This is a genomic window from Pseudonocardia sp. ICBG601 (genome assembly GCF_020496245.1).
On record NZ_JAHLJA010000059.1, the window covers coordinates 1 to 21,502 of the forward strand.

At 74.4% G+C, this 21,502-nt stretch carries 18 protein-coding genes and 1 pseudogene; 8 read left to right on the forward strand and 11 right to left on the reverse strand.

Features of this window, described 5'->3' with window-relative positions:
* Positions 1-557 precede the first annotated feature (557 nt).
* Complete coding sequence (locus tag KPL57_RS18720; RefSeq protein ID WP_226352581.1) at positions 558-1,478, reverse strand: 2-hydroxyacid dehydrogenase; 921 nt, start codon at positions 1,476-1,478, stop codon at positions 558-560.
* 55 nt (positions 1,479-1,533) lie between these two features.
* Between KPL57_RS18720 and KPL57_RS18725 the strand changes: the two genes are divergently transcribed.
* Positions 1,534-2,631 (forward strand): sorbosone dehydrogenase family protein, encoded by a 1,098-nt coding sequence (locus tag KPL57_RS18725; protein ID WP_226352582.1) that lies wholly within the window; start codon positions 1,534-1,536, stop codon positions 2,629-2,631.
* Positions 2,632-2,752: 121 nt separating this feature from the next.
* Entirely contained in the window at positions 2,753-4,210 is a 1,458-nt protein-coding gene (locus tag KPL57_RS18730) for an MFS transporter (RefSeq protein WP_226352583.1), read from the forward strand.
* A 13-nt stretch (positions 4,211-4,223) separates the two neighbouring features.
* On the opposite strand, the gene KPL57_RS18735 is transcribed toward KPL57_RS18730, so the two are convergent.
* The 4 genes from KPL57_RS18735 to gatC all read right to left on the reverse strand — a co-directional run bounded on the left by KPL57_RS18735 (position 4,224) and on the right by gatC (position 8,648).
* The gene (locus KPL57_RS18735) at positions 4,224-5,180 is read right to left on the reverse strand and encodes an ABC transporter substrate-binding protein (protein ID WP_226352584.1); all 957 of its coding nucleotides are present in this window, start codon (positions 5,178-5,180) and stop codon (positions 4,224-4,226) included.
* A 137-nt stretch (positions 5,181-5,317) separates the two neighbouring features.
* Positions 5,318-6,820 (reverse strand): Asp-tRNA(Asn)/Glu-tRNA(Gln) amidotransferase subunit GatB, encoded by a 1,503-nt coding sequence (gene gatB, locus KPL57_RS18740; protein ID WP_226352585.1) that lies wholly within the window; start codon positions 6,818-6,820, stop codon positions 5,318-5,320.
* Positions 6,817-8,325 carry an Asp-tRNA(Asn)/Glu-tRNA(Gln) amidotransferase subunit GatA gene (gatA, locus tag KPL57_RS18745; protein ID WP_226352586.1) on the reverse strand — a complete coding sequence of 503 codons (1,509 nt, stop codon included), beginning with the start codon at positions 8,323-8,325 and terminating at the stop codon, positions 6,817-6,819. Before gatA ends, gatB begins: the two co-directional genes overlap by 4 nt.
* Complete coding sequence (gene gatC, locus KPL57_RS18750; RefSeq protein ID WP_020622204.1) at positions 8,322-8,648, reverse strand: Asp-tRNA(Asn)/Glu-tRNA(Gln) amidotransferase subunit GatC; 327 nt, start codon at positions 8,646-8,648, stop codon at positions 8,322-8,324. The genes gatA and gatC overlap by 4 nt, the downstream gene beginning before the upstream one ends.
* 333 nt (positions 8,649-8,981) lie before the next feature.
* On the opposite strand from gatC, the gene KPL57_RS18755 reads away from it, so the two are divergent.
* Positions 8,982-9,638, forward strand: coding sequence for an amino acid-binding protein (locus KPL57_RS18755; RefSeq protein ID WP_075310640.1), 657 nt, complete (start codon positions 8,982-8,984; stop codon positions 9,636-9,638).
* Between the two features lie 59 nt (positions 9,639-9,697).
* Here the strand turns inward: KPL57_RS18755 and KPL57_RS18760 are convergent, their stop codons facing one another.
* The gene (locus tag KPL57_RS18760; protein WP_226352587.1) at positions 9,698-10,417 is read right to left on the reverse strand and encodes a 3-keto-5-aminohexanoate cleavage protein; all 720 of its coding nucleotides are present in this window, start codon (positions 10,415-10,417) and stop codon (positions 9,698-9,700) included.
* A gap of 245 nt (positions 10,418-10,662) precedes the next feature.
* The gene (ligA, locus tag KPL57_RS18765; protein ID WP_264198299.1) at positions 10,663-13,137 is read right to left on the reverse strand and encodes an NAD-dependent DNA ligase LigA; all 2,475 of its coding nucleotides are present in this window, start codon (positions 13,135-13,137) and stop codon (positions 10,663-10,665) included.
* Between the two features lie 58 nt (positions 13,138-13,195).
* Here ligA and KPL57_RS18770 point away from each other — a divergent pair, with 58 nt between their 5' ends.
* From KPL57_RS18770 to KPL57_RS18785, 4 genes and pseudogenes are all read left to right on the forward strand, one after another.
* A complete protein-coding gene (locus KPL57_RS18770) occupies positions 13,196-13,579 on the forward strand; it encodes an ankyrin repeat domain-containing protein (protein ID WP_226352589.1) in 384 nt (127 codons plus the stop codon).
* A gap of 3 nt (positions 13,580-13,582) precedes the next feature.
* Complete coding sequence (locus KPL57_RS18775) at positions 13,583-13,981, forward strand: VOC family protein (RefSeq protein WP_226352590.1); 399 nt, start codon at positions 13,583-13,585, stop codon at positions 13,979-13,981.
* 9 nt (positions 13,982-13,990) lie between these two features.
* A pseudogene (locus tag KPL57_RS18780) lies at positions 13,991-15,621 on the forward strand (peptide chain release factor 3).
* Between the two features lie 34 nt (positions 15,622-15,655).
* On the forward strand, positions 15,656-16,498 hold the full coding sequence (locus tag KPL57_RS18785; RefSeq protein WP_226352620.1) for a DMT family transporter: 843 nt from the start codon (positions 15,656-15,658) through the stop codon (positions 16,496-16,498).
* Between the two features lie 75 nt (positions 16,499-16,573).
* On the opposite strand, the gene KPL57_RS18790 is transcribed toward KPL57_RS18785, so the two are convergent.
* Positions 16,574-16,975: a hypothetical protein gene (locus KPL57_RS18790; RefSeq protein ID WP_226352591.1), complete on the reverse strand. Its 402-nt coding sequence runs from the start codon at positions 16,973-16,975 to the stop codon at positions 16,574-16,576.
* A gap of 105 nt (positions 16,976-17,080) precedes the next feature.
* Between KPL57_RS18790 and KPL57_RS18795 the strand changes: the two genes are divergently transcribed.
* Positions 17,081-17,860 (forward strand): isocitrate lyase/phosphoenolpyruvate mutase family protein, encoded by a 780-nt coding sequence (locus KPL57_RS18795; RefSeq protein ID WP_020622510.1) that lies wholly within the window; start codon positions 17,081-17,083, stop codon positions 17,858-17,860.
* Positions 17,861-18,048: 188 nt separating this feature from the next.
* Here the strand turns inward: KPL57_RS18795 and KPL57_RS18800 are convergent, their stop codons facing one another.
* From KPL57_RS18800 to mnmA, 3 genes are all read right to left on the reverse strand, one after another.
* Positions 18,049-19,083: a methionine synthase gene (locus KPL57_RS18800; RefSeq protein WP_226352621.1), complete on the reverse strand. Its 1,035-nt coding sequence runs from the start codon at positions 19,081-19,083 to the stop codon at positions 18,049-18,051.
* A 410-nt stretch (positions 19,084-19,493) separates the two neighbouring features.
* Positions 19,494-19,952, reverse strand: coding sequence for a nitroreductase family deazaflavin-dependent oxidoreductase (locus KPL57_RS18805; RefSeq protein ID WP_226352592.1), 459 nt, complete (start codon positions 19,950-19,952; stop codon positions 19,494-19,496).
* Between the two features lie 467 nt (positions 19,953-20,419).
* Positions 20,420-21,502: a tRNA 2-thiouridine(34) synthase MnmA gene (gene mnmA / locus KPL57_RS18810; protein ID WP_226352593.1), complete on the reverse strand. Its 1,083-nt coding sequence runs from the start codon at positions 21,500-21,502 to the stop codon at positions 20,420-20,422.

Genomic DNA, 21,502 nt, shown 5'->3' on the forward strand with positions numbered 1-21,502 from the left:
GTGACCGAAGTCAGGAGGCGACGTGCAGGTGCTCGACCGCGCGCGGCGGCGGCGGGAGACCGGTCACGCGCCGGCCCGCCGACGGCCTCCGCCGCGGTGAGCAGCATGAGCGGTCGCAGGAGCTTGCCCGGCGCGAGCAGCGCGTAGCGGGTCATCTCGTCGAACCGGGAGCCGGTGTCCGGACGACGCTCGGCGAGCGCGGAGCGGACGAGGGCCGCGGGCCACCGTGTCGTCCCGGGCGGTGTCGCCGTCGGTGAGCGACAGCGCCCGGCTCACTGTGCCCGGCACAGGGCAGGTCTCCGACAATTCCTCGTCGAGCATTGCGGGCGAGCGGTCCGGATCATCAGGCAGAACCTCCCCGAGAGCGGCACAGGCACGATCGGTGCCGTGTCAGCCGGTGAACGCGGCCCGAACGTACGATTACGTCATAGGTCGGGCAAGCGCTTGCGGCGCCGGCCGGACATCGCTTAACACCCGAACTCCGGGGTTTTCACCAGACTCTGCGACCGCGTTCTCCGCAGCCGCCGACACCGCCCTCGGGGCAGGAAAGACTCCGCTCAGTACGCCCCGGTCACCAGGTTCGGAGGCTCCTCGCCCCGGACGAACGCCGCCAGCTGCTCGGCCGCGACGCCGTAGGCCCGGCGCATCGCCATCGGCACGGTCCCCCCGACGTGCGGGGTCAGCAGGAGCCCGGGTGCCGACCAGAGCGGGTGCCCCGGCGGCAGCGGCTCGGGGTCGGTGACATCGACGGCGGCCCGGATGCGGCCCGAGGTGAGCTCGGCGAGGAGCGCGTCGGTGTCCACCACCGGTCCGCGGGCGCCGTTGACCAGGAGCGCCCCGTCGGGCATGGCGGCCAGGAAGTCGGCGTCGACCATGCCGCGGGTCTCGTCGGTGAGCGGGACGATCAGCACGGTCGCGTCGTACTGCGGGAGCAGGGCGGGCAGCTCGTCCCAGCCGTGGACACCGTCGCGGGCGGTGCGTCCGACCATCGCGGTCTCGACCTCGAAGGGCTCCAGACGGGCCCGGGTCTTCTGCCCGACGTCGCCCGCGCCCACGATGAGGATCTTCTTGCCGGCCAGCTCCTCGGTCTGGTGGTAGTCCCACTCGCCGCGGTCCTGGGCCCGCACGAACCGGTCGAGGTGGCGGTAGACGGCGAGCAGCACCGACACGACCCACTCGGCGGTCGCGCCGCCGTGCGCGCCACGGCCGTCGGAGAGCGCGACACCGTCGGGCAGCCGCCCGATCCACGCCTCGGCCCCGGCGGTGAGCAGCTGCACCAGCTCCAGGTGCGGGATCTGCTCGGTCATCGCGACGGCCTCGGAGGTCGCCAGGAACGGGGCGACCAGGACCCGGGCCCGCCCCGCCTCGTCCGGCAGCGGCTTCTCCGGGTCGTAGACGACCGGCTCCAGCCCGTCCACCTCGGACAGGATCTCGGCTCCGGCGGCGTGCGGCACGAGGACGGTCACGGGGCTGCTCATGGCGTCCGACCGTACTCACCGGGCACTCACCTCGCGGGGCCTATCCTGGCTCCTCGTGACCGCCCGGCTGCTGCTGATCGTCGCGACGCTCGTCGTGCTGCTGGCCGGTTGCGCCACCTTCCCCGACGCGGGCACGCGCGACTGGCGACCCCAGGCCGAGGGTGCCGGCGAGCTGGGCGGGCCGCCCCGGATCGCCCCGGAGGAGCAGGCACCGCCGTCGGGCCGGCCGCCGTCGCCGCAGCAGCAGGGGCCCGCGGCGGCCCCGCAGCCGTGCGTCGATCCGGACCCCCAGGTCGTGGCCGCGTGCCTGGGGCCGGTCGGGGCGGTGGCGGTGCTCCCGCAGGGCGACCACGCACTCGTCGCCGAGCGGCGGACCGGACGGGTGCTGGAGGTCCGCCGCAACGCCACGCCGCGGCCGGTCGCGACGGTGCCGGTCGATCCGGCGGGCGGGCTGACCGGGCTGGTCCTGTCCCCCGGCTACGCCGAGGACCGCCTGCTCTACGCCCTGTCCGAGGGCCGGGTCTGGCGGATCGCACCCGGTGAGGCGCCGAAGCCGGTGCTGGCGGGGCTGCCCCCGGGAGGGGCGCTGGCCGTCGACGCCGACGGCTCCTCGCTGCTGGTCGCCACGCCCGCCGGGGCGGGTCCGCTCGCCGGGGCGGTGCTGCGGATCGACACCCTGGGCCGGCCGGCCCCGGGCAACCCCGACCGTGCCTCGCCGGTCCTGGCCCGCGGGCTCACCGCGCCGGGCGGGGTGTGCGTCGACCCGGCGGCACGGACCACCTGGGTCACCGACCGGACGGCCGGGCGCGACGTCCTGTACCGCGTCGCCCCGGGCGCGCTCGGCGCGCCGGCCTGGACCTGGCCGGACCGTCCCGGAGTCGCGGGGTGCACGGTGCTGCCGGGCGCGGTGGTCGTCGCCCAGAGCACCGGGAAGGCGCTGTTCGTGCTCAACCCGGGTCCCGAGGGCACCTTCACCGGTGACCCGAAGCCGGTGCTGGAGGACACCTACGGCCGCATCGGCCCGGTCACCCTCGCCCCGGACGGCCTGCTCTGGCTGGGCACCGTGAACCGCGACGGCGGTGCCCCCGGCGCCACCGACGACCGGGTGGTCCGCATCCAGCCGCCGACCGGCGGCGGGGCCAGCGCGATCTGACCCGGGCTCGGCGACGGTCCGTCGCGCATCGTTGCGCCTACTAATATATCAGTGATAGAACAGTCGCCCCACCGCCACGTCGGAACGTTCCGGCGTGCGCCCACCACGGCAGAGGGGCCAGATGATCGAGAAGCCGCGCAGGACCCGTCGCCGCATCCTCGACACGGCGGTCGAGGACGAGGCCACCGTCCGGAGGGCCGCCACGGCGGCATCGGTGGGCAACGTCGCCGAGTGGTACGACTTCGGGATCTACTCCTACCTGGCCGCGGTGGTGCTGAACCGGGTGTTCTTCCCGGACGCGGGCCAGTGGTCGCTGGTGCTGACCCTCGCCGCGTTCGCGGCGGCGTTCGTCGCCCGGCCGTTCGGCGGGTTCGTGTTCGGCCACCTCGGCGACCGGGTGGGCAGGCCGCGGGTGCTGGCCGCCACGGTGCTGCTGATGACCGTCGCGACGGTGCTGCTCGGCCTCGTCCCGTCGCACGGCACGATCGGCATCGCGGCGCCGGTCCTGGTCGTGGTCATCCGGATGCTGCAGGGCTTCTCCGCGGGCGGTGAGTACACCGGTGCACTCACCCTGGTCGCCGAGTACTCCCCCGACCGGCGTCGCGGCTTCTTCGGCAGCTGGCTGGAGTTCGGCACGATCGTCGGCTACTCGCTCGGTGCCGGCGTCACCGCGGCGCTGGTGACCCTGCTGCCCGACGACGACCTGCTCGCCTGGGGGTGGCGGATCCCGTTCCTGCTGGCGCTCCCGCTCGGCATCGCCGGCGTCTACCTGCGGATGCGTCTGGAGGACACCCCGGCGTTCCGGCAGCTCATGGAGCGCTCCCCCGCGCTGGCGACGATGACCCACCGCCGCGCGTTCGGGATCCTCGTGAAGCACTACCGCTCCGCGGCGCTGGTCACCGCAGGCCTGGTGATCGCCTGGAACGTCACCAACTACGTGCTGACCGCGTACGTGCCGACCTACCTGACCGGCACCCTGCCCCGCTTCGGCGCGGCGGGCACCAGCCGGGAGGTCGCGACGCTGCTGCAGGTCGGCGTCACCGTGCTCGCGCTCGCCGCGGTCGTGCTCGTCGGCCGGTGGAGCGACCGGATCGGACGCCGCCCGCTGCTCGCGGCGGGCAGCATCGCGCTGGTCGTGCTCGGCCTGCCGATCGTGTGGCTGCTGCAGCTCGGGCTCGCCGGACAGGCCACCGGCCTGGTCCTGCTGGCCGCCGTCCTGGTCTGCTTCGCGGGTGTCTGCCCGTCGACGCTGCCCGCCCAGTTCCCCACCCTGGTCCGCTACGCCGGTCTCGGGCTGACCTTCAACCTGGCGGTGTCACTGTTCGCCGGGACCGCGCCCGCCGTGATCGAGACCGCGGTGACCGCCACCGGGAACCTGGACTGGCCGGGCTACTACCTGATCGGCGCCGGGCTGATCGGCCTGGTCAGCGTGTGGTTCCTCGCGGAGCCCGCCGGGCGGCCGCTGCCCGGCGCCGCGCCGCTGGAGTTCGCCGGGGACGTGCCCGAGGCCCCCGGCCCCGCCCAGGACGAGCCGGACGCCGCCGACCCCGGCTCGGCGAGGGCCGGCGCCTCCGGCTGAGCGGCCCGGACGCTCAGCCGAGCAGCGCGTACAGCGCGTCCAGGTCGCGGGCGACCTGCATCGCGCTGTAGACGCTGCCGTAGTTGACGTTGCCCATGGTCTCGACGACCTTCCCGGCCCGCACCGCGGGGAGCTCGCGCCACACCGGGACGTCGCGCATCGTCGCGAGCGCCCGTTCGGTGCCGGTGTTCTGCAGGTAGAACCCGTCGGCGTCGCGGAACCGGCTCATCTCCTCCAGCGGCACCTCCTGGTCCGCCGCGTAGGCGCGTTCCTCCCCGGCCAGCGAGCCGCCCAGGTCGGTCAGCACCTGCTGCTGCAACCGGCCCGCCGTGTTCACCACGAACGTGCCCGCCTCGGGCCGCCACTGGGCGATGACGATCCGCCTGGTCGCCAGCGCCCCGCGGCGGCGCTCCCGGACCCCGGCGGCGACCGCGTCGTACTCGGCCAGCACCCGGTCCAGTGCGTCGCGCCGGTCGAGCTGGGTGGCGATCGTGGTCAGGTCGGTGCGCCACGGCACGTCGAACGAGGTCGGGACGACCGGCGCGATTCGCTGCAGCCGGGCGGTCGGCCAGTACTCACCGTCGTCCTCGGCGGAGCAGACGATCAGGTCCGGGCGCAGCGCGAGGACCTCCTCGTCGACGATCGGACCCTTCAGGACCGGCAGCCCGGGCGGGGCCGGGACCCACGCGGCCGGGGGACGCAGGCTGGTCGCCGACACCGGCAGGCCGAGCGCGACGGCGGTCTCCAGGTCGACCCGCGAGTCGACGGCCAGCACCGACACCGGCGCGACCGGGACGTCGTAGGTGCCGAGCGAGGTGGTGATGCTGCGGGTCGCGCCGGCCGGGGCCGCGCCGACGGGCGTCGACGGGCGACCGCAGGCGGCGAGCAGGCCGGTGGCGCCGACGGCGGCGAGCAGTTGGCGGCGGGTGGCGTTCTCGACGACGGGGCGCTCGAGCAGTGCAGTGGACACGGGCCCTCCGGAGGCGTGGGATCTCCGGTGAGCCTAGCCTCGCCTCACTTGGCGGTCGCGTGTCGCGGACGAGGAACGGGCCCCGGTCCGGTCGGTTGCTCCGACCGGACCGGGGCCCGTCACGCGTGCCGCTCCGGTCAGGCCCCGACCCGCTCGACGATCAGCTCGCGGACCCGCTTGGCGTCGGCCTGGCCCTTCGTCGCCTTCATGACCGCGCCGACGATGGCCCCGGCCGCCTGGACCTTGCCACCGCGGATCTTCTCCGCGACGTCGGGCTGCTCGGCCAGCGCCGCGTCGACGGCGGCGACCAGCGCGCCCTCGTCGGAGACGACCTTCAGCCCGCGGTCGGCGACGACCTCGTCCGGGCCGCCCTCGCCGTCGAGCACGCCGTCGACGACCTGGCGGGCGAGCTTGTTGGTCAGCTCCCCCGCCGCGACCAGCTCGATCACCCGGGCGACCTGCGCCGGGGTGATCGCGAGCTCGGCGAGCTCGACCGAGCGGGTGTTGGCCTGCTGGGCCAGGTAGGACACCCACCACGAGCGGGCCTCCTGCGACGGCGCACCGGCCGCGACGGTGGCCTCGACCAGCTCCAGCGCACCGCCGTTGACCAGGTCGCGCAGCTCCTCGTCGGAGATGCCCCAGTCGCTCTGGATGCGCTTGCGGCGCTCCCACGGCAGCTCGGGCAGGGTGCCGCGCAGCTCCTCGACCCACTCGGCGGACGGGGCGATCGGGACCAGGTCGGGCTCCGGGAAGTACCGGTAGTCCTCCGAGGTCTCCTTGCGTCGCCCGGCGCGGGTGTGGCCGGTCGCCTCGTCGAAGTGCCGGGTCTCCTGGACGATCTCACCGCCCGCGTCGAGCACGCCGGCCTGCCGGCTCATCTCGTGCCGGACCGCGCGCTCGACCGACCGCAGCGAGTTGACGTTCTTCGTCTCGGTGCGGGTGCCCAGCGCGCCGCCCTTCGGCGACAGCGAGAGGTTCACGTCGGCACGCATCGAGCCCTGGTCCATCCGGACGTCGGAGACACCCAGGGACCGGATCAGGTCGCGCAGCGCGGTGACGTAGGCGCGGGCCACCTCCGGGGCACGGGCCCCGGTGTCCGGGATCATCGTCGTGACGATCTCGATCAGCGGGACGCCTGCCCGGTTGTAGTCCAGCAGCGAGTGGTCGGCGCCGTGGATGCGACCGTCGGAGCCGCCGACGTGCAGCGACTTGCCGGTGTCCTCCTCCATGTGCGCGCGCTCGATGCCGATCCGGACGACCTCGCCGTCGTCGAGGGTCAGGTCCAGGAACCCGCCCGTGGCGATCGGCTCGTCGTACTGCGAGGTCTGGAAGTTCTTCGGCATGTCCGGGTAGAAGTAGTTCTTCCGGGCGAACCGGCCCCACGGCGCGATCGAGCAGTTCAGCGCCAGGCCGATCCGGATCGCCGACTCCACCGCGGCCCGGTTGACCACCGGCAGCGCGCCGGGCAGCCCCAGGCAGACCGGGCAGACCTGGGTGTTGGGCTCGGCCCCGAACTCCGTCGGGCAGCCGCAGAACATCTTGGTGTTCGTCGACAGCTCGACGTGCACCTCGATGCCCAGGACGGGGTCGTACCGGGCGACGACGTCGTCGAAGTCGACCAGCTCCACGGCCGGGGTCATGCCCTCACCTCAGCAACGTCCGGGACGCGGGCGATCAGCGGACCGCCCTCGTCGGCGTCGCGGGCGGCCTCGAACGCCGCCCCGACGCGGTACATGACGGCCTCGCCGAGCGCGGGGGCCATGATCTGCAGGCCGGTCGGGAGCCCCTCGGAGATCCCGTTGGGCACCGACATGCCGGCCACCCCGGCCAGGTTCGTCGGGATGGTGGCCAGGTCGTTCAGGTACATGGCCAGCGGGTCGTCGACCTTGTCCCCGATCGGGAACGGCACGGTCGGCGCCGTCGGCGACACGAGCACGTCGGCCTGGGCGAACGCCGCGGCGAAGTCCCGGCTGATGAGCGTGCGGACCTTCTGCGCCTGGCCGTAGTAGGCGTCGTAGTAGCCGCTGGACAGCGCGTAGGTACCGAGCATGATCCGCCGCTTGACCTCGGGCCCGAAGCCCTGCTCGCGGGTGTTGGCCATGACCTCCTCGGCGGAGCGGCCCTCGGAGGCGCGCAGGCCGTAGCGCATGGCGTCGAACCGGGCGAGGTTCGACGACACCTCGCTGGGCAGGATCAGGTAGTACGCGGCCATCCCGTACTCGAAGTGCGGGCAGGCGACCTCGACGATCTCGGCACCCAGCTTCTCCAGCCGGCGCAGCGAGGCGTCGAACGCCGAGCGGACGCCGGGCTGGTAGCCCTCGCCGCCCAGCTCGCGCACGACGCCGACCTTCAGCCCGGACAGGTCCCCGGTCGCGCCCTGGCGTGCCGCCTCGACGACGGCCGGGACCGGCCGGTCGATCGAGGTCGAGTCGAGCGGGTCGTGGCCGGCGATGACCTCGTGCAGCAGCGCCGCGTCCAGCACGGTGCGCGCGCACGGCCCACCCTGGTCCAGCGACGACGCGCAGGCGACCAGCCCGTAGCGGGACACCTGGCCGTAGGTGGGCTTGACGCCGACGGTGCCGGTGAACGCGGCGGGCTGGCGGATCGAGCCGCCGGTGTCGGTGCCGATCGCCAACGGCGCCTCGAACGCGGCCAGCGACGCCGCCGACCCGCCGCCGGAGCCGCCCGGCACCCGGGTGGTGTCCCACGGGTTGCGGGTCACGCCGTACGCCGAGTGCTCGGTGGAGGAGCCCATCGCGAACTCGTCCATGTTGGTCTTGCCGAGGATCGTGATCCCGGCGGCGCGCAGGCGCGTGGTGACCGTCGCGTCGTAGGGCGGCTGCCAGCCGTCGAGGATCCGCGAGCCGCAGGTGGTGGGCATGTCCGAGGTGGTGAACACGTCCTTGAGCGCCAGCGGCACCCCTGCCAGCGGGGACTCCGGGGCCTCGCCCGCGGCGATCCGCTCGTCGACCAGTGCGGCGGACGCCACCGCGGCCTCGGCGCCGACGTGCAGGAACGCGTGCACCTCACCGTCGACGGCGGCGATCCGGTCGAGGTGGGCCTGGGCGACCTCGACGGCGGAGACCTCGCGGGAGTGGATCTTCTCCGCGAGCTCGGCCGCGGTGAGGCGGATCAGGTCGCTCACTGCTCCTCCCCCAGGATCCGCGGGACGCGGAAGCGCCCGTCCTCGGCGGCCGGGGCGCCGGCGAGCGCCTGCTCCTGGCTCAGGCCGGGGCGGCGCTCGTCCGGGCGGAAGACGTTCTCCAGCGGGACGGCGTGCGAGGTCGGCGGGATGTCGTCGGCGGCGACCTCTCCGACCCGGGCCACCGACCCGATGATCACGTCGAGCTGCGACGCGAAGGTGTCCAGCTCGGAGTCGGTGACGGCCAGGCGGGCCAGCCGGGCGAGGTGTGCGACCTCGTCCCGGGTGATGACCCCGCCCGTCCGCTCCGCGGAATCGGCGGTCATGCCCCTCCTCTGGGATGGTGTCCGATGATGACGACGGCGGGTGGACGGTCGCGACGACGGTGCGGCGACGACGGTGCGACCGCCGGTCCGGCTGCCGACACGACCCGGCCGCTCCCGCGCGCGCCGGTCCATCGGGCGAGTCTATTCCCGCCGGTCCACCGGCCGATCGCCCCCCGGTGACCAGGTACGCACACCATGATGTGGGTGGCGGGTGACCGACGGCCCCGAGGGTGGCAGGATCATCGTTCCCGCCCGGAACCGCCCCCCGCCACTCCGGTGCGGTGCACACGCGTGCCGATGAGGCGCTCGCTGTCGAGGGAGAGGATCCACTCCGTGTCGTTCCTGCTCCGGGTCGTCCTCCCGGACAAGCCCGGCAATCTCGGGGCCGTCGCCTCCGCCCTCGGCGGGGCGGGGGCGGACATCCTCAGCGTCGACGTCGTGGAGCGCGGCGACGGGCAGGCGGTCGACGACATCGCCGTGGAGCTGCCGACCAACCGGCCGCCGGACGTGCTCATCACCGCGGCCGAGTCGGTGCCCGGGGTGTCGGTGGAGTCGGTGCGCCCGCACACCGGGCAGCTGGACACCCACCGCGAGCTGGAGCTGCTCGACGAGATCGCCGGCGACCACGCGCACGGGCTCGACCTGCTCGCCGGCGAGGTGCCGCGGCTGTTCCGCGCCGGCTGGGCGCTGGTCGCGGTCAGCGAGAACGGTCGTTCCTTCCGGATCGCGGAGAGCGCCGCGGCGCCCGAGACCCGGTCCGGGGACCTGCCCTGGCTGCCGCTGGACCGGGCGATCGCCCTCGACGACAGCCACTGGGTGCCCGAGCCGTGGCGGGCGATGGACACCGAGCTGGCCGCCGCGCCGTTCGGGACCGGGGAACCGCCGAAGACGCTGGTGGTCGGACGGCCGGGTGGGCCGGTGTTCCGGCCGTCGGAGCTGGCGCGGCTGGCGCACCTCGCGGGGATCGTCGCGACGGTGCTGAAGGCCTGACCCCCGCCGCCCGCCCCGGTCCACCCGGGTCGCCGGGGCGCGGGTGCGGCGGATCCGGGTCAGACCCGGATCGACAGGGCGGTGCGGACGAGGTCGTCGTTGCCGGTCGCGAGCCAGCCGTCGGGGCGCACCAGGACGTCCTCGAAGCCGATCCGGGTGTCGATGTTGACCCGGGTCGCGTACTCCAGCACCGGCCAGGCGCCCTCCTCCTCGCCGTGCAGCAGCACGGGAACGGGGGGCTGGCCGAGCGCGCGCAGGATCCGGATGCCCTCGGCGACGGCGGTCTCCGGGTCGATCACCGTCGACTCCGCGATCACCCGGCGGGTGCCCGGGGGCAGCCCGTTCTGGCGGAGGGTGACGGCGTCACCGCTGGTCCAGACCCCGAGCTCGACGGCGATGCCGACCGACCACGCGGCGTGGCAGACCTCGGTCCAGCCGAGCTCGTGCACGTTGACGCCGCACACGTCGGGCTTGCCGGAGCCGAGCCGGCCCCAGGACAGGACGGTCTCGACGCGGTCCTTGGGGTCGGGCTGGATCCAGCGCCCGGTCGGGACGCCGATCTCGATGCCAGGGGCCTCCTGGCGGATCAGCGACACGACGTCGCCGACCACGGCGGGCTCGATCGTCTCGGCGCCGCTGTCGTCGCGCGGGTGCACGTGCACCGAGGTGACGCCGAGCCGGGCGACGGCCCGGGCGTCACGGGCGAGGTGGCGGGCCAGGGTCGGCAACGCCGGGTGCGCGTCCGCCGGTCGTGAGCCGTTGAGCGACGCCTGCAACACCGTGTGTTCCCCGATCCGAGTGGTCGTCCTCCCGCCGGGACGACCCCGGCGTGCGACCGAGGGTAGGCGGTGATCGTCCGCGGCCGGCGTCCGGGCGCGGTCGCGTCCGGGCGACGTCGGCGTCCGGACGCCGGGCCGCGCCGGACGCCCGACACGCCCGGTGAGTGGTCGCTCACCGTCGGCGTGCTGCAGGTCCGGCCGCCGGGCGGATTCCCCGGTCACGCGGCGGACCGGACTCCGGGCCGTCAGGCGTCGGCGGCCTGCTCCCGCGCCGCGTCGGGGCCGCGGGCGAGCAGGACCTCGAACCCGGCCTCGTCCAGCACCGGCACCCCGAGCTCGACGGCCTTGTCGTACTTCGAGCCGGGCGCCTCCCCCGCGACGACGAAGGCCGTCTTCTTCGACACCGACCCGGCAGCCCGCCCACCGCGGGCCATGATCGCCTCCTTGGCCTCGTCGCGGGACCAGTTCTCCATCGAGCCGGTGATGACGATCGAGAGGCCCTCCAGGAAGCGCGGCACCGAGTCGTCGACCTCGTCCTCCATCGCGACGCCCGCGGCCCGCCACTTCTGCACGACCTCGCGGTGCCAGTCGACGGAGAACCAGTCCCGCACGGCCGCGGCGATGGTCGGGCCGACGCCGTCGACCCCGGCGATCGGCGCGAGCGCCTCCGCGACGGCCTTCGCCCGGGCACGCGCCGCGGCCCGCTCCTGCTTCGCAGCCTCCACGGCCACGGCGTCGGCGGCCCCGTCACCGGGCGCCCCTTCACCGGGCGCCCCTTCACCGGGCGCCCGGTCGTCGGGCGCCCCATCGTCTGACGCCCCGTCGCCGGCAGACCCATCACCGGCAGACCCGTCGCCGGGTGCCGCCTCCGCCTCGCCTGCGGCAACCGCCGCCTCCGCCTCGGCGGCCTCGACATCGCCGGTCGCTTCGGCCGCAGCACCCTCGGGCGTCGACGCGGTGGCCTCGGCCGCGGCGTCGTCCTCCCCCGCCGTCCCGTCGGAGACGATCGCGACCCCGGCGGCCTCGGTGTCCGCCTTCGCCTGTGCCGCGGCGCGTTCGAGGGCCTCCATCGACCCGAACTCGCGGGCCAGCGCCTGCGCAGCGGTCGGCCCGACGTGCCGGATCGACAGTCCCACCAGCACCCGCCACAGCGGCCGGTCCTTCGCCGCCTCCAGGTTCCTCAGCAGCTTGCGGCCGTTGACCGTCAGCTCGCCCTTCTGGTTGCGGAACAGCTCGGTCCTCAGCAGGTCGGCCTCGGTGAGGGAGAAGACGTCGCCCTCGTCGGTCAGCACACCCGAGGTCAGCAGCGCCACCGCGGCCTCGTAGCCGAGCCCCTCGATGTCGAACGCGCCCCGGCCCGCGACGTGGAACAACCGCTCCCGCAGCTGCGCCGGGCAGGAACGGGCGTTCGGGCAGCGCCGGTCGACGTCGCCCGACTTCTGCTGCACGAGCGCGGTGCCGCACTCGGGGCAGTGCGTCGGCATGACGAACTCGCGCTCGGAGCCGTCGCGCACGTCGGTGACCGGCCCCAGCACCTCGGGGATGACGTCGCCCGCCTTGCGGATGACCACCCGGTCACCGATCAGCACGCCCTTGCGACGCACCTCGTCGGCGTTGTGCAGGGTCGCCATCTCGACCGTGGACCCGGCGACCTTCACCGGCTCCATCACCGCGAACGGGGTGACCCGGCCGGTCCGCCCGACGTTGACCCGGATGTCGAGCAGCCGGGTGGTGGCCTGCTCCGGCGGGTACTTGTAGGCGATCGCCCAGCGCGGGAACCGGGAGGTCGCGCCGAGCCTGCGCTGCAGCGCCACCTCGTCGACCTTCACGACGACGCCGTCGATCTCGTGCTCGACGTCGTGCCGGTGCTCACCCCAGTACTCGACGTACTCGATCACCTTCTCGATCCCCTGGAGCACCCTGGTGCGCGGGGAGACCGGCAGACCCCAGGCGACCAGTGCGTCGTAGGCGTGGGACTGGGTGTCGGGGGTGAACCCCTCCCGCTTGCCCAGGCCGTGGCAGATCAGCCGCAGGTTGCGCGAGCCGGTGACCCGTGGGTCCTTCTGGCGCAGGGAGCCGGCCGCGGTGTTGCGCGGGTTCGCGAACGGCTCCTTGCCCGCCTCGACCAGCGAGGCGTTGAGCCGCTCGAAGTCCTCCAGCCGGAAGTAGACCTCGCCACGGACCTCGACGAGCGCCGGCACCGGGAACTCGTCGGTGCCGGTGAGCCGCTCGGGCACCTCGGCGAGGGTGCGCATGTTGAGCGTGATGTCCTCGCCGGTGCGCCCGTCGCCGCGGGTCAGGGCCCGGGTGAGCCGCCCGCCCTCGTAGAGCAGGTTGACCGCGAGCCCGTCGATCTTGAGCTCGCACAGGTAGTGCAGGTCCCCGCCGACCTCCTTCGTCACCCGCTCGTGCCAGGTGCGCAGGTCCTCGGGCGAGAAGGCGTTGTCCAGCGACAACATCCGCTCGAGATGGTCGTAGGAGGTGAAGTCGGTGGAGAACGTGCCGCCGACGCGCTGGCTCGGCGAGTCCGGCGTGACCAGCTCGGGGTGGGCCTCCTCCAGCGCGAGCAGCTCGTGCCACAGCTCGTCGAACTGGCCGTCGGAGACGACCGGGGCGTCCAGCACGTAGTACCGGAACTGGTGGTCGGCCACCTCGGCCGCCAGCTGCGCGTGGCGCTCGCGGGCCTGCTGGGCGTCGGACTGGGAACTCACGAGGCGCAGGTTAGCCGCGCCCCCCGACAGTCATGCGCAACCGAGCAGGGGAATCTACGGTCGGGGGATGGACCAGGCTGCCGTGGAGCTCGCGCACCGGATGTTCGACCTTGCCCGCGAGGGTGCGGCGGACCGGCTGGGCGCCTACCTCGACGCGGGCGTCCCGGTCGGCCTGACCGACCCCAAGGGCGACACCCTGCTGATCCTCGCCGCCTACTACGGCCACGACGGCGTCGTCGCCGACCTGCTGGCCCGCGGCGCGGAGCCGGACCACACCAACGACCGCGGCCAGACCGCGCTCGCCGCCGCGCTGTTCGCCCGGTCGGCGCCGTCGGTCACCGCGTTGCTGGCCGCGGGCGCCGACCCGCACCACGGCAGCCCGTCGGCGTGGGCGACCGTCGAGCACTTCGACCTGCCCGACATGCGGGCGCTGCTGGAAGCGGGGGCCTGAGCCGTGCTGAGGCTCGGGTTCCCGGTGGTCGGCGTCGTCGACCTCGACCGGGCCGCCGCGTTCTGGACCGCAGCACTGCACCTGCACGTCTCCGACGAGTGGTCGAGCCCGTCCTGGCGCACCCTGACCGGCTCCGACGGCGAGCGGGTGCTCGGCCTGATGCGCAGCGCGTCCCCGCCCGAGCCCAGACCCCGGCTCCACCTGGATCTCCTGGTCGACACCACCGACGAGCAGGACGCCGAGGTGGCGCGGCTGACATCGCTGGGCGCGACCCGGCCGGTCTGGGACGACTACCCCGCCGAGCCCGACTTCGTCGTCCTCGCCGACCCCGACGGCAACGTCTTCTGCGTGGTCGACCTGAGCCGGGCGCCGTCGTCGGGGGGTGTCGGTGGCGACGCCTAGAATGCAGGTGTGAGCACCATCGAGAACGTCACCCGGCAGACCGGCACCGCCACCGACGCGCGCGTCGTCGGCGAGACCGCCCGCCGCCGGACGTTCGCGGTGATCTCCCACCCCGACGCGGGCAAGTCGACCCTGACCGAGGCGCTGGCGCTGCACGCGGAGGTCATCGACTCCGCCGGTGCGGTGCACGGCAAGTCCGGCCGCAAGGGCGTCACGTCGGACTGGATGGAGATGGAGCGTGCCCGCGGCATCTCGGTGTCCTCGGCGGTGCTGCAGTTCTCCTACCGGGACTGCGTGATCAACCTGCTCGACACCCCCGGCCACGGCGACTTCTCCGAGGACACCTACCGGGTGCTCGCCGCCGTCGACGCCGCGGTGATGCTGCTCGACGCGGCGAAGGGTCTCGAGCCGCAGACCCTCAAGCTCTTCGACGTCTGCCGCTCGCGCGGCGTCCCGATCGTCACCTTCGTCAACAAGTGGGACCGGCCGGGCCGCGAGGCCCTGGAGCTGCTCGACGAGGTCGAGCAGACCATCGGCCTGCGCCCGATGCCGCTGACCTGGCCGCTGGGCATCGCCGGGCAGTTCAAGGGGCTCATCGAACGCAGCACCGGCGAGTACACCGCGTTCACCCGCGCCGCCGGCGGCGCGACCAAGGCCACCGCACAGGTCGTCGACGCCGAGATGATCGCCGCGCAGGAGCCCGAGTACTGGCAGAACGCGCAGGACGAGCTGGGCCTGCTCGACGAGATCGGCGCCGGTTTCGACGAGGAGGGCTTCCGCTCCGGCACGGCCACCCCGGTCCTGTTCGGCTCGGCGCTGTCCAACATCGGCGTCGCCCGGCTGCTCGACTCGCTGGTCGACCTCGCCCCGCCGCCCGCCCCGCGGCCCGACGTGAAGGGCGAGGAGCGCCCGCTGGAGGCGCCCACCTCCGGGCTGATCTTCAAGGTCCAGGCCGGCATGGACAAGGCGCACCGTGACCGCATGGCGTTCCTGCGGATCTGCTCGGGCCGCTTCGAGCGCGGCATGGTGCTCACCCATGCCGCGACGGGCAAGCCGTTCGCGACCAAGTACGCGCAGTCGGTGTTCGGCGCCGAGCGCACGACCGTCGAGGAGGCGTTCCCCGGCGACATCGTCGGCCTGGTCAACGCCACCGCCCTGCGCCCCGGGACACCCTCTACGCGGCCGACCCGGTCGAGTTCCCCTCGATCCCGGCGTTCGCCCCCGAGCACTTCGCGGTGATCCGCGCGAAGGACGCGGGCAAGTACAAGCAGTTCCGCAAGGGAATCGAGCAGCTCGGCAACGAGGCGGTCATCCAGATCCTGCGCTCGGACCTGCGCGGCGACCAGGCGCCGGTGCTGGCCGCGGTGGGGCCGCTGCAGTTCGACGTGGTCACCACACGGCTGGAGACCGAGTTCAACGCGCCGGTCACCCTCGACCGGCTGCCGTACCAGATCGCGCGCCTGGTCGACGCCGAGGCGGTCGAGAAGCTGGCCGGGCAGTCCGAGTGCGAGGTCCTGCGCCGCGACTCCGACGGCGAGCACCTCGCGTTGTTCACCAACAAGTGGCGGATGGACATCATCCAGCGCAAGTTCCCGGACATGCGGTTCGAGGCCATGCCCGCCGGGTCCTCGATCTCCTGATCCGCTGAACACCGTCGCCGCGGTCGGCGCCGCGCTGCTCTCGGCGCTGCTCTTCGCGCTCGCCGCCGTCGCGCAGCAGACCTCGGCGGCGGCGGACCCGCACGACCGGGGGCTGCGGATGCTGGCGCGGCTGGTCCGCGATCCGCGCTGGCTGGCCGGGTCGCTGGGTGACACGGCGGCGTTCGCGATGCAGGCCGTCGCGCTCGGGTTCGGGTCGCTGCTGCTGGTGCAGCCGATCATCGTCACCCAGCTGGTGTTCGCGCTGCCGCTGGCCGCGTGGTGGGCCGGGCGGCGGCCGTCCCGCCGGGAGCTGGCCTGGGCCGCGGTGCTGGTGGTGGCGCTGGTGCTGTTCGTGACCGTCGGGGAGCCGACCGCGGGTGTCGACCGGGCCGGGCTCACCGCGTGGGCGCCGACGGGGTCGGTGCTGCTGGTGCTGTTCGCCGCCTGTCTCGTGGCGGCCCGGTCGACGACGGGGACGGCGCGGGCACTGCTGCTGGCCGCGGCCACCGGCATCGCCTACGGCGTCGTCGCCGCGCTCACCCTGGGCGTGGTCGACACACTGTCCGACGGGATCACCACGGTGCTGACCTCGTGGGAGACCTGGGCGCTGGTCGTCGCCGTGGTCGGCGGGACCCTGCTGCAGCAGGCCGCGTTCCAGGCCGGGGCGCTGGGGGCGTCGCTGCCCGCGGTGGTCGTCGGGGAGCCGGTGGTGGCGGCGGTCGTCGGCGTGACCGTGCTCGACGAGCGGCTGTCCACCGGCGGGGCCGGGTGGGCGCTCGTCGCGGTGCTGGTGGCCGTGCTCGTGGTGGCGACGATCGCGCTGGCCCGGGCGAGCGCCGGAGCCGGGACCGAGAGCTCCGGCGGGCGGGCGCCGTAGCAGCCGTCATCGACAGGGTCCTCCGATGACAGGGCCCTCGGACGACAGAGCGAACGCGTCGACCGGACCGCCGGTTCAGGGGGTGTGGCAGACCCCGGGCCCGCAGGCCGGCGCGGTGCCGGCCCCCTGCACGGGCGGCGGTCCCGGCCCGGTGACGGCGAGCATCACGAACGCGGCCAGCCAGATCAGCCCGCCGGCCAGCCCGGCCACCGACAGTCCCGCGGCCGAGATCGCCGTCCGGGACCGGCCCGGGCAGGCACGGACCGCGCCCAGCGTGCCCAGCACCAGACCGCCGATGGCCAGGACCACCCCGGCGGAGGCGAACGCGAGACCGGCGACGGTCAGCGGCGACACCGCGGACAGCGCGATCGCGACGGCGACGAACACCGAGCCCAGCGCTCCCAGCACCAGCGCGGACGACCCGAGACCACCCGGCGGGGTGGTCGGGTGTCGGACGTCGGACCGGTCTCGGAGCACGGCACAAGGATCGGGGGTCGGACGGCCCTGCCGCTGTCGGGGGCACCGCAGATCCTCAGTTCTGGGTACGCGGCGGGGGCCCCGGAACCGGCCTACGGTGATCACATGACCTCCATCGCCGAGAAGGCCACGAAGCTGCAGGAGCTGCACGCCGCACCGGAGCTGCTGCTCGTCGTCAACGTCTGGGACGCGATCACCGCGAAGGTCGTCGCCGAGACCCCGGGCACGACGGCCCTGGCCACCGCGAGCCACGGGATCGCCGCGTCCCGCGGCTACCCCGACGGCGAGCACATCCCGCGCGACCTCATGATCGCCGAGGTCGGGCTGATCGCGGAGGTTGCCGGGGACCTGCCGGTGACCGCCGATCTGGAGGCCGGCTACGGCGACCCCGGTGGCACCGTCGCGCGCGCGATCGACGTCGGCATCGTCGGCTGCAACCTGGAGGACCAGGTCAAGCCGCTCACCGAGGCGGTGAAGGCCGTGGAGGCCGCCGTCGCCGCGGCCGAGAAGGCCGGGATCGACTTCGTGCTGAACGCGCGCACCGACGCCTTCCTCAAGGCCGGTGACAAGGACCCCGAGGCCGTGCTGGCCGACGCGATCGAGCGCGGGAAGGCGTACCTGGACGCGGGCGCGTCGAACTTCTTCGTGCCCGGCAAGCTCGACGAGACCCAGGTCGGACGCCTGGTCGAGGCGCTCGGCGAGCGCAAGGTCAACCTGATCGGCATCCCGGGGTCGATCCCGCTGGGGACCGCCCGGCAGCTGGGCGTCGCCCGCGTGTCCTACGGCCCGTGGAGCCAGAACGTCGCGCTGACCGCGCTGCAGGACCTCGCCACCGACGTCTACGCCGGCGGCGGGCTCCCCGAGGGCACCCGCAAGCTGAACTGAGGGGCTCGGGGAGAAGCACTCCGCCGCCGGCCCGGCGCACGGTGATCCACCCCGCGCGGTGATCCGCCCGGGGCACGGTGATCCGCTCCGCGCGCGGTGATCCGCTCCGCGCGCGGTGATCCGCTCGGCGCGTGCGTCCGGACGCACGCGCGGAACACGGAGGCGCGCGCGACGCCGATCATGCGAGGTCAGCGCCCGTCGGCGGGCGCGACCTCGTCCGGATCGGCGAAGGCCTTTCCCAGCTCGCGGGACAGGGCGAGCGCACGCTGCGCCCAGGCCGGGGAGGCCCCGGCGAGCCCGCAGGCGGGCGTCGGGACGGCAAGGCGGGCCAGCCGCGGCCGGTCGAAGCCCAGCCGGTCGGCGAGGTCGTAGCCGGCGCGGGCCAGGTCGCCGATCGCCGGTTCGCGGGACGGCGCGGTGCCGGGCAGCAGCCCGAGGAACAACGGGACGCCGCTGTCCCAGGTCTCGCCGATCGCGTCGAGGGCGCGCGGTTCGGCGGTGCTCCCGGCGAACGCCGGTCGGGTCGCGTCGATGCCGACCGCGGCCGCACCGGTCCCGGCGAGCAGCCGGATCGGCGGGCGGTCCGCACAGCAGTGCACGACGACCGGTGCGTCGACGCCGTCGACCAGGTCGCGGAGCAGGTCCTGGGCGTCCGGCGCGGCGATCGCGCGGACGGTGCCGTAGCCGGACGCGGTCGGCGACGACCCGGCGAGCACCGCGGGCAAACCGGGCTCGTCGAGCTGGACGACGACCGTCGCCCCGGTCCGTTGCGCGACCTCGGCGACGTGCGTGCGCAGCCCCTCGGTCAGGCTGGCGGCGAACTCGCGGACGGCCCCGCGGTCGGTGAGCACCCGGTGCCCGGACGCGAGCTCGACCGAGGCGGCGAGCGTCCACGGGCCGGTGACCTGGATCTTCACCCAGGACGGGCGGATGTGATCGCAGGCGTCGTCGAAGGCGTCCAGATCGCCGGACATCAGGTCACGGGACCGGCGCAGGTCGCGCCCGGGGTGCGCGGTGACCCGCCAGCCGGTCGGCACGACCTCGACGGCGAGGTCCACCAGCAGCCCGGCCGTGCGCCCGATCATGTCCGCGCCGACACCGCGGGCGGGCAGATCGGGCAGTGCCGGGAACTCGGGGGTCTCGCCGGCGACCAGCGCGCACGCCTCGCGGATGTCGGTGCCGGGCAGTGATCCGACGCCGGTGCCGACGCCGGCGGGCCACAGGGCGCGGGGCGCGGCGGGCTCGGCGGGGGTGTCGTCGACGACCTCGATCCGGGGCTGCGGCGCGACGGTCTCGCCGGGACGGACGTCGCCGAGTCCGGCGGCGGCGAGCGCGGCGGCCAGCGGGTCGGTGGGGTCCGGGATGGTCACCCCCACAGTGTCCTCCGCGGTCCGGGCCCGACGCGTGCGGCCCCGGCCCGTCGGCGGCGGGCATGATCGCCAATGTGGCGCGCGGAGGCGAGTGAGCCGCACCAGACGCTCCACCGTCGGCGATCACCGCAGAGCGATCACCCCCGAGCGGTCACCACGGAGCGATCACCCCGGAGCGGTCACCGCAGGCCGAATGCTGCAGGGCGATCACCGCAGGCCGAACGCTGCAGGGCGAACGCTGCAGGGGGCGATCGCTGGAGTTCTCAGTGCAGGGCGAACACCGGGTGGTGGGGTGCGGCGGCAGCAAGCTCGGCGTCGGACGAGGAGGCGTCGACGCCGTCGAAGAACGCCCCGACCTCCCAGGCCCAGCGGCGCAGGTACTCCCGCAGCACCGGGACGGCGACGGCCGGGTCGGTCAACTCCGTCGCGGCCACCCGCTCGGTGCGACGGCCGACGGTCAGCTCGGCCTCCCCCGCGACGCGCAGGTTGCGCACCCACTGGGTCTCGCCGCGGGCGGCGACGAGGTACCGGACGCCGTCGTGGCGCAGCGGGTTGACCGGCGTGGTGCGGACCTCGCCGGAGCGACGGCCGCGGACACCGAGCACCGCGGAGCCGGCGAGCGGGAGGCCGAGCCGGGTCAGGCCGGCGACCAACGGGTTCATCACGCGTCGGGTGAACCGGCCGGGGGCGAGGTAGTGGGATCGAGATCGCTGATTCGTCATGAGAGCAGTGTTCACTCAGCGCCATGCAAAAGCAAGAGCAGTGCTCTCGCCGGGGGGGTGCGCCGAGATGCAGATCAGCGGGCTCCAGCGGCGCGCGGGGCCCGCTGAGGTGCATCTCGGCGGACGGCGGTCCGCCACGACAGCGCCGCGCGCCGGCGGTGGCGGCGCACTCCCGGCGGCCGAGTCCGGGCGGGCCCCGGCCGGACGTGGTCGGCCCGGGAGTACATGCCGGACGCTTCCGGTCGGGCGGTCCCGGTCAGGCGGTCCCGGTCAGGCGGACCAGGTCAGGCAGTCCCGGTCAGGCGGCCCCGATCAGGCAGCGCCGGTCGGGCAGCGCCGGTCGGGCAGCGCCGGTCAGACAGCCCCGGCCAGGCGGTCCCGATCGGGCAGTACGTGTCAGGCTTCCGGTCGGGCGGACCCGGCCGGGCTGACCGACCCGGCCAGACAGCCCGGCCACACAGCCCCGGTCAGACAGTCCCGGTGATCGTCGCCGACCCCAGGACGATGTCGCCGTCGTCGTCGGGGCGGTAGAAGGCGACGGCCTGCCCCGGGGCGACTCCGCGCAGCGGCTCGGCCAGGTCCACCTGCACGGCGGCGCCGAGCGGGGTGACGGTCGCGGGTGCGGTGCCGCCGTGCGCGCGGACCTGCACGACGCAGCCGAACGGCGCGTCCGGCGCCACGCCCGAGGTCCACACCGGGGTGCGCGCGGTGATCGCGGTGACGTCGAGCGCCGCCTCCGGGCCGACCCGCACGGTGCCACTGACCGGCTCGATGCCGAGCACGTAGCGGGGACGGCCGTCGGGGGCCGGGCGGTCGATCCCGAGACCCTTCCGCTGCCCGACGGTGAAGCCGTGCACGCCGTCGTGGGTGCCGAGGGTCTCGCCGGTGGCGGCGTCGACCAGGTCACCGGGGGTGCTGCCCAGGCGGTCGGCCAGGAAGCCCTGGGTGTCACCGGTGGGGATGAAGCAGATGTCGTGGCTGTCGGGCTTGCCGGCGACGCGCAGCCCGAGCCGGGCGGCCTCGGCCCGGATCTGCGGCTTGGGGGTGTCGCCGACCGGGAACATCGCGTGCCGCAGCTGGTCGGCGCGCAGCACGGCCAGCACGTAGGACTGGTCCTTGCCGCCGTCGGCCGAGCGGCGCAGCACCGGTCCGGCCGGGTCGAGCCGGGCGTAGTGACCGGTGCAGACGGCGTCGAAGCCGAGCGCGAGCGCCCGGTCCAGGACCGCCGCGAACTTGATCTTCTCGTTGCACCGCAGGCAGGGGTTCGGCGTCTGGCCGGCGGCGTAGGCGGCGACGAAGTCGTCCACCACGTCGCGGGTGAACTCCTCGGACAGGTCCCAGACGTAGTACGGGATGTCGAGGACGTCCGCGGCGCGGGCGGCGTCGCCCGCGTCCTCCTTGGAACAGCAGCCGCGCGACCCCGACCGCATCGCGTCGCGGGTGCGCGACAGCGCGAGGTGCACACCGACGACGTCGTGCCCGGCAGCGACCGCCCGCGCGGCGGCGACCGCGGAGTCGACGCCACCGCTCATCGCAGCGAGGACCCGCAC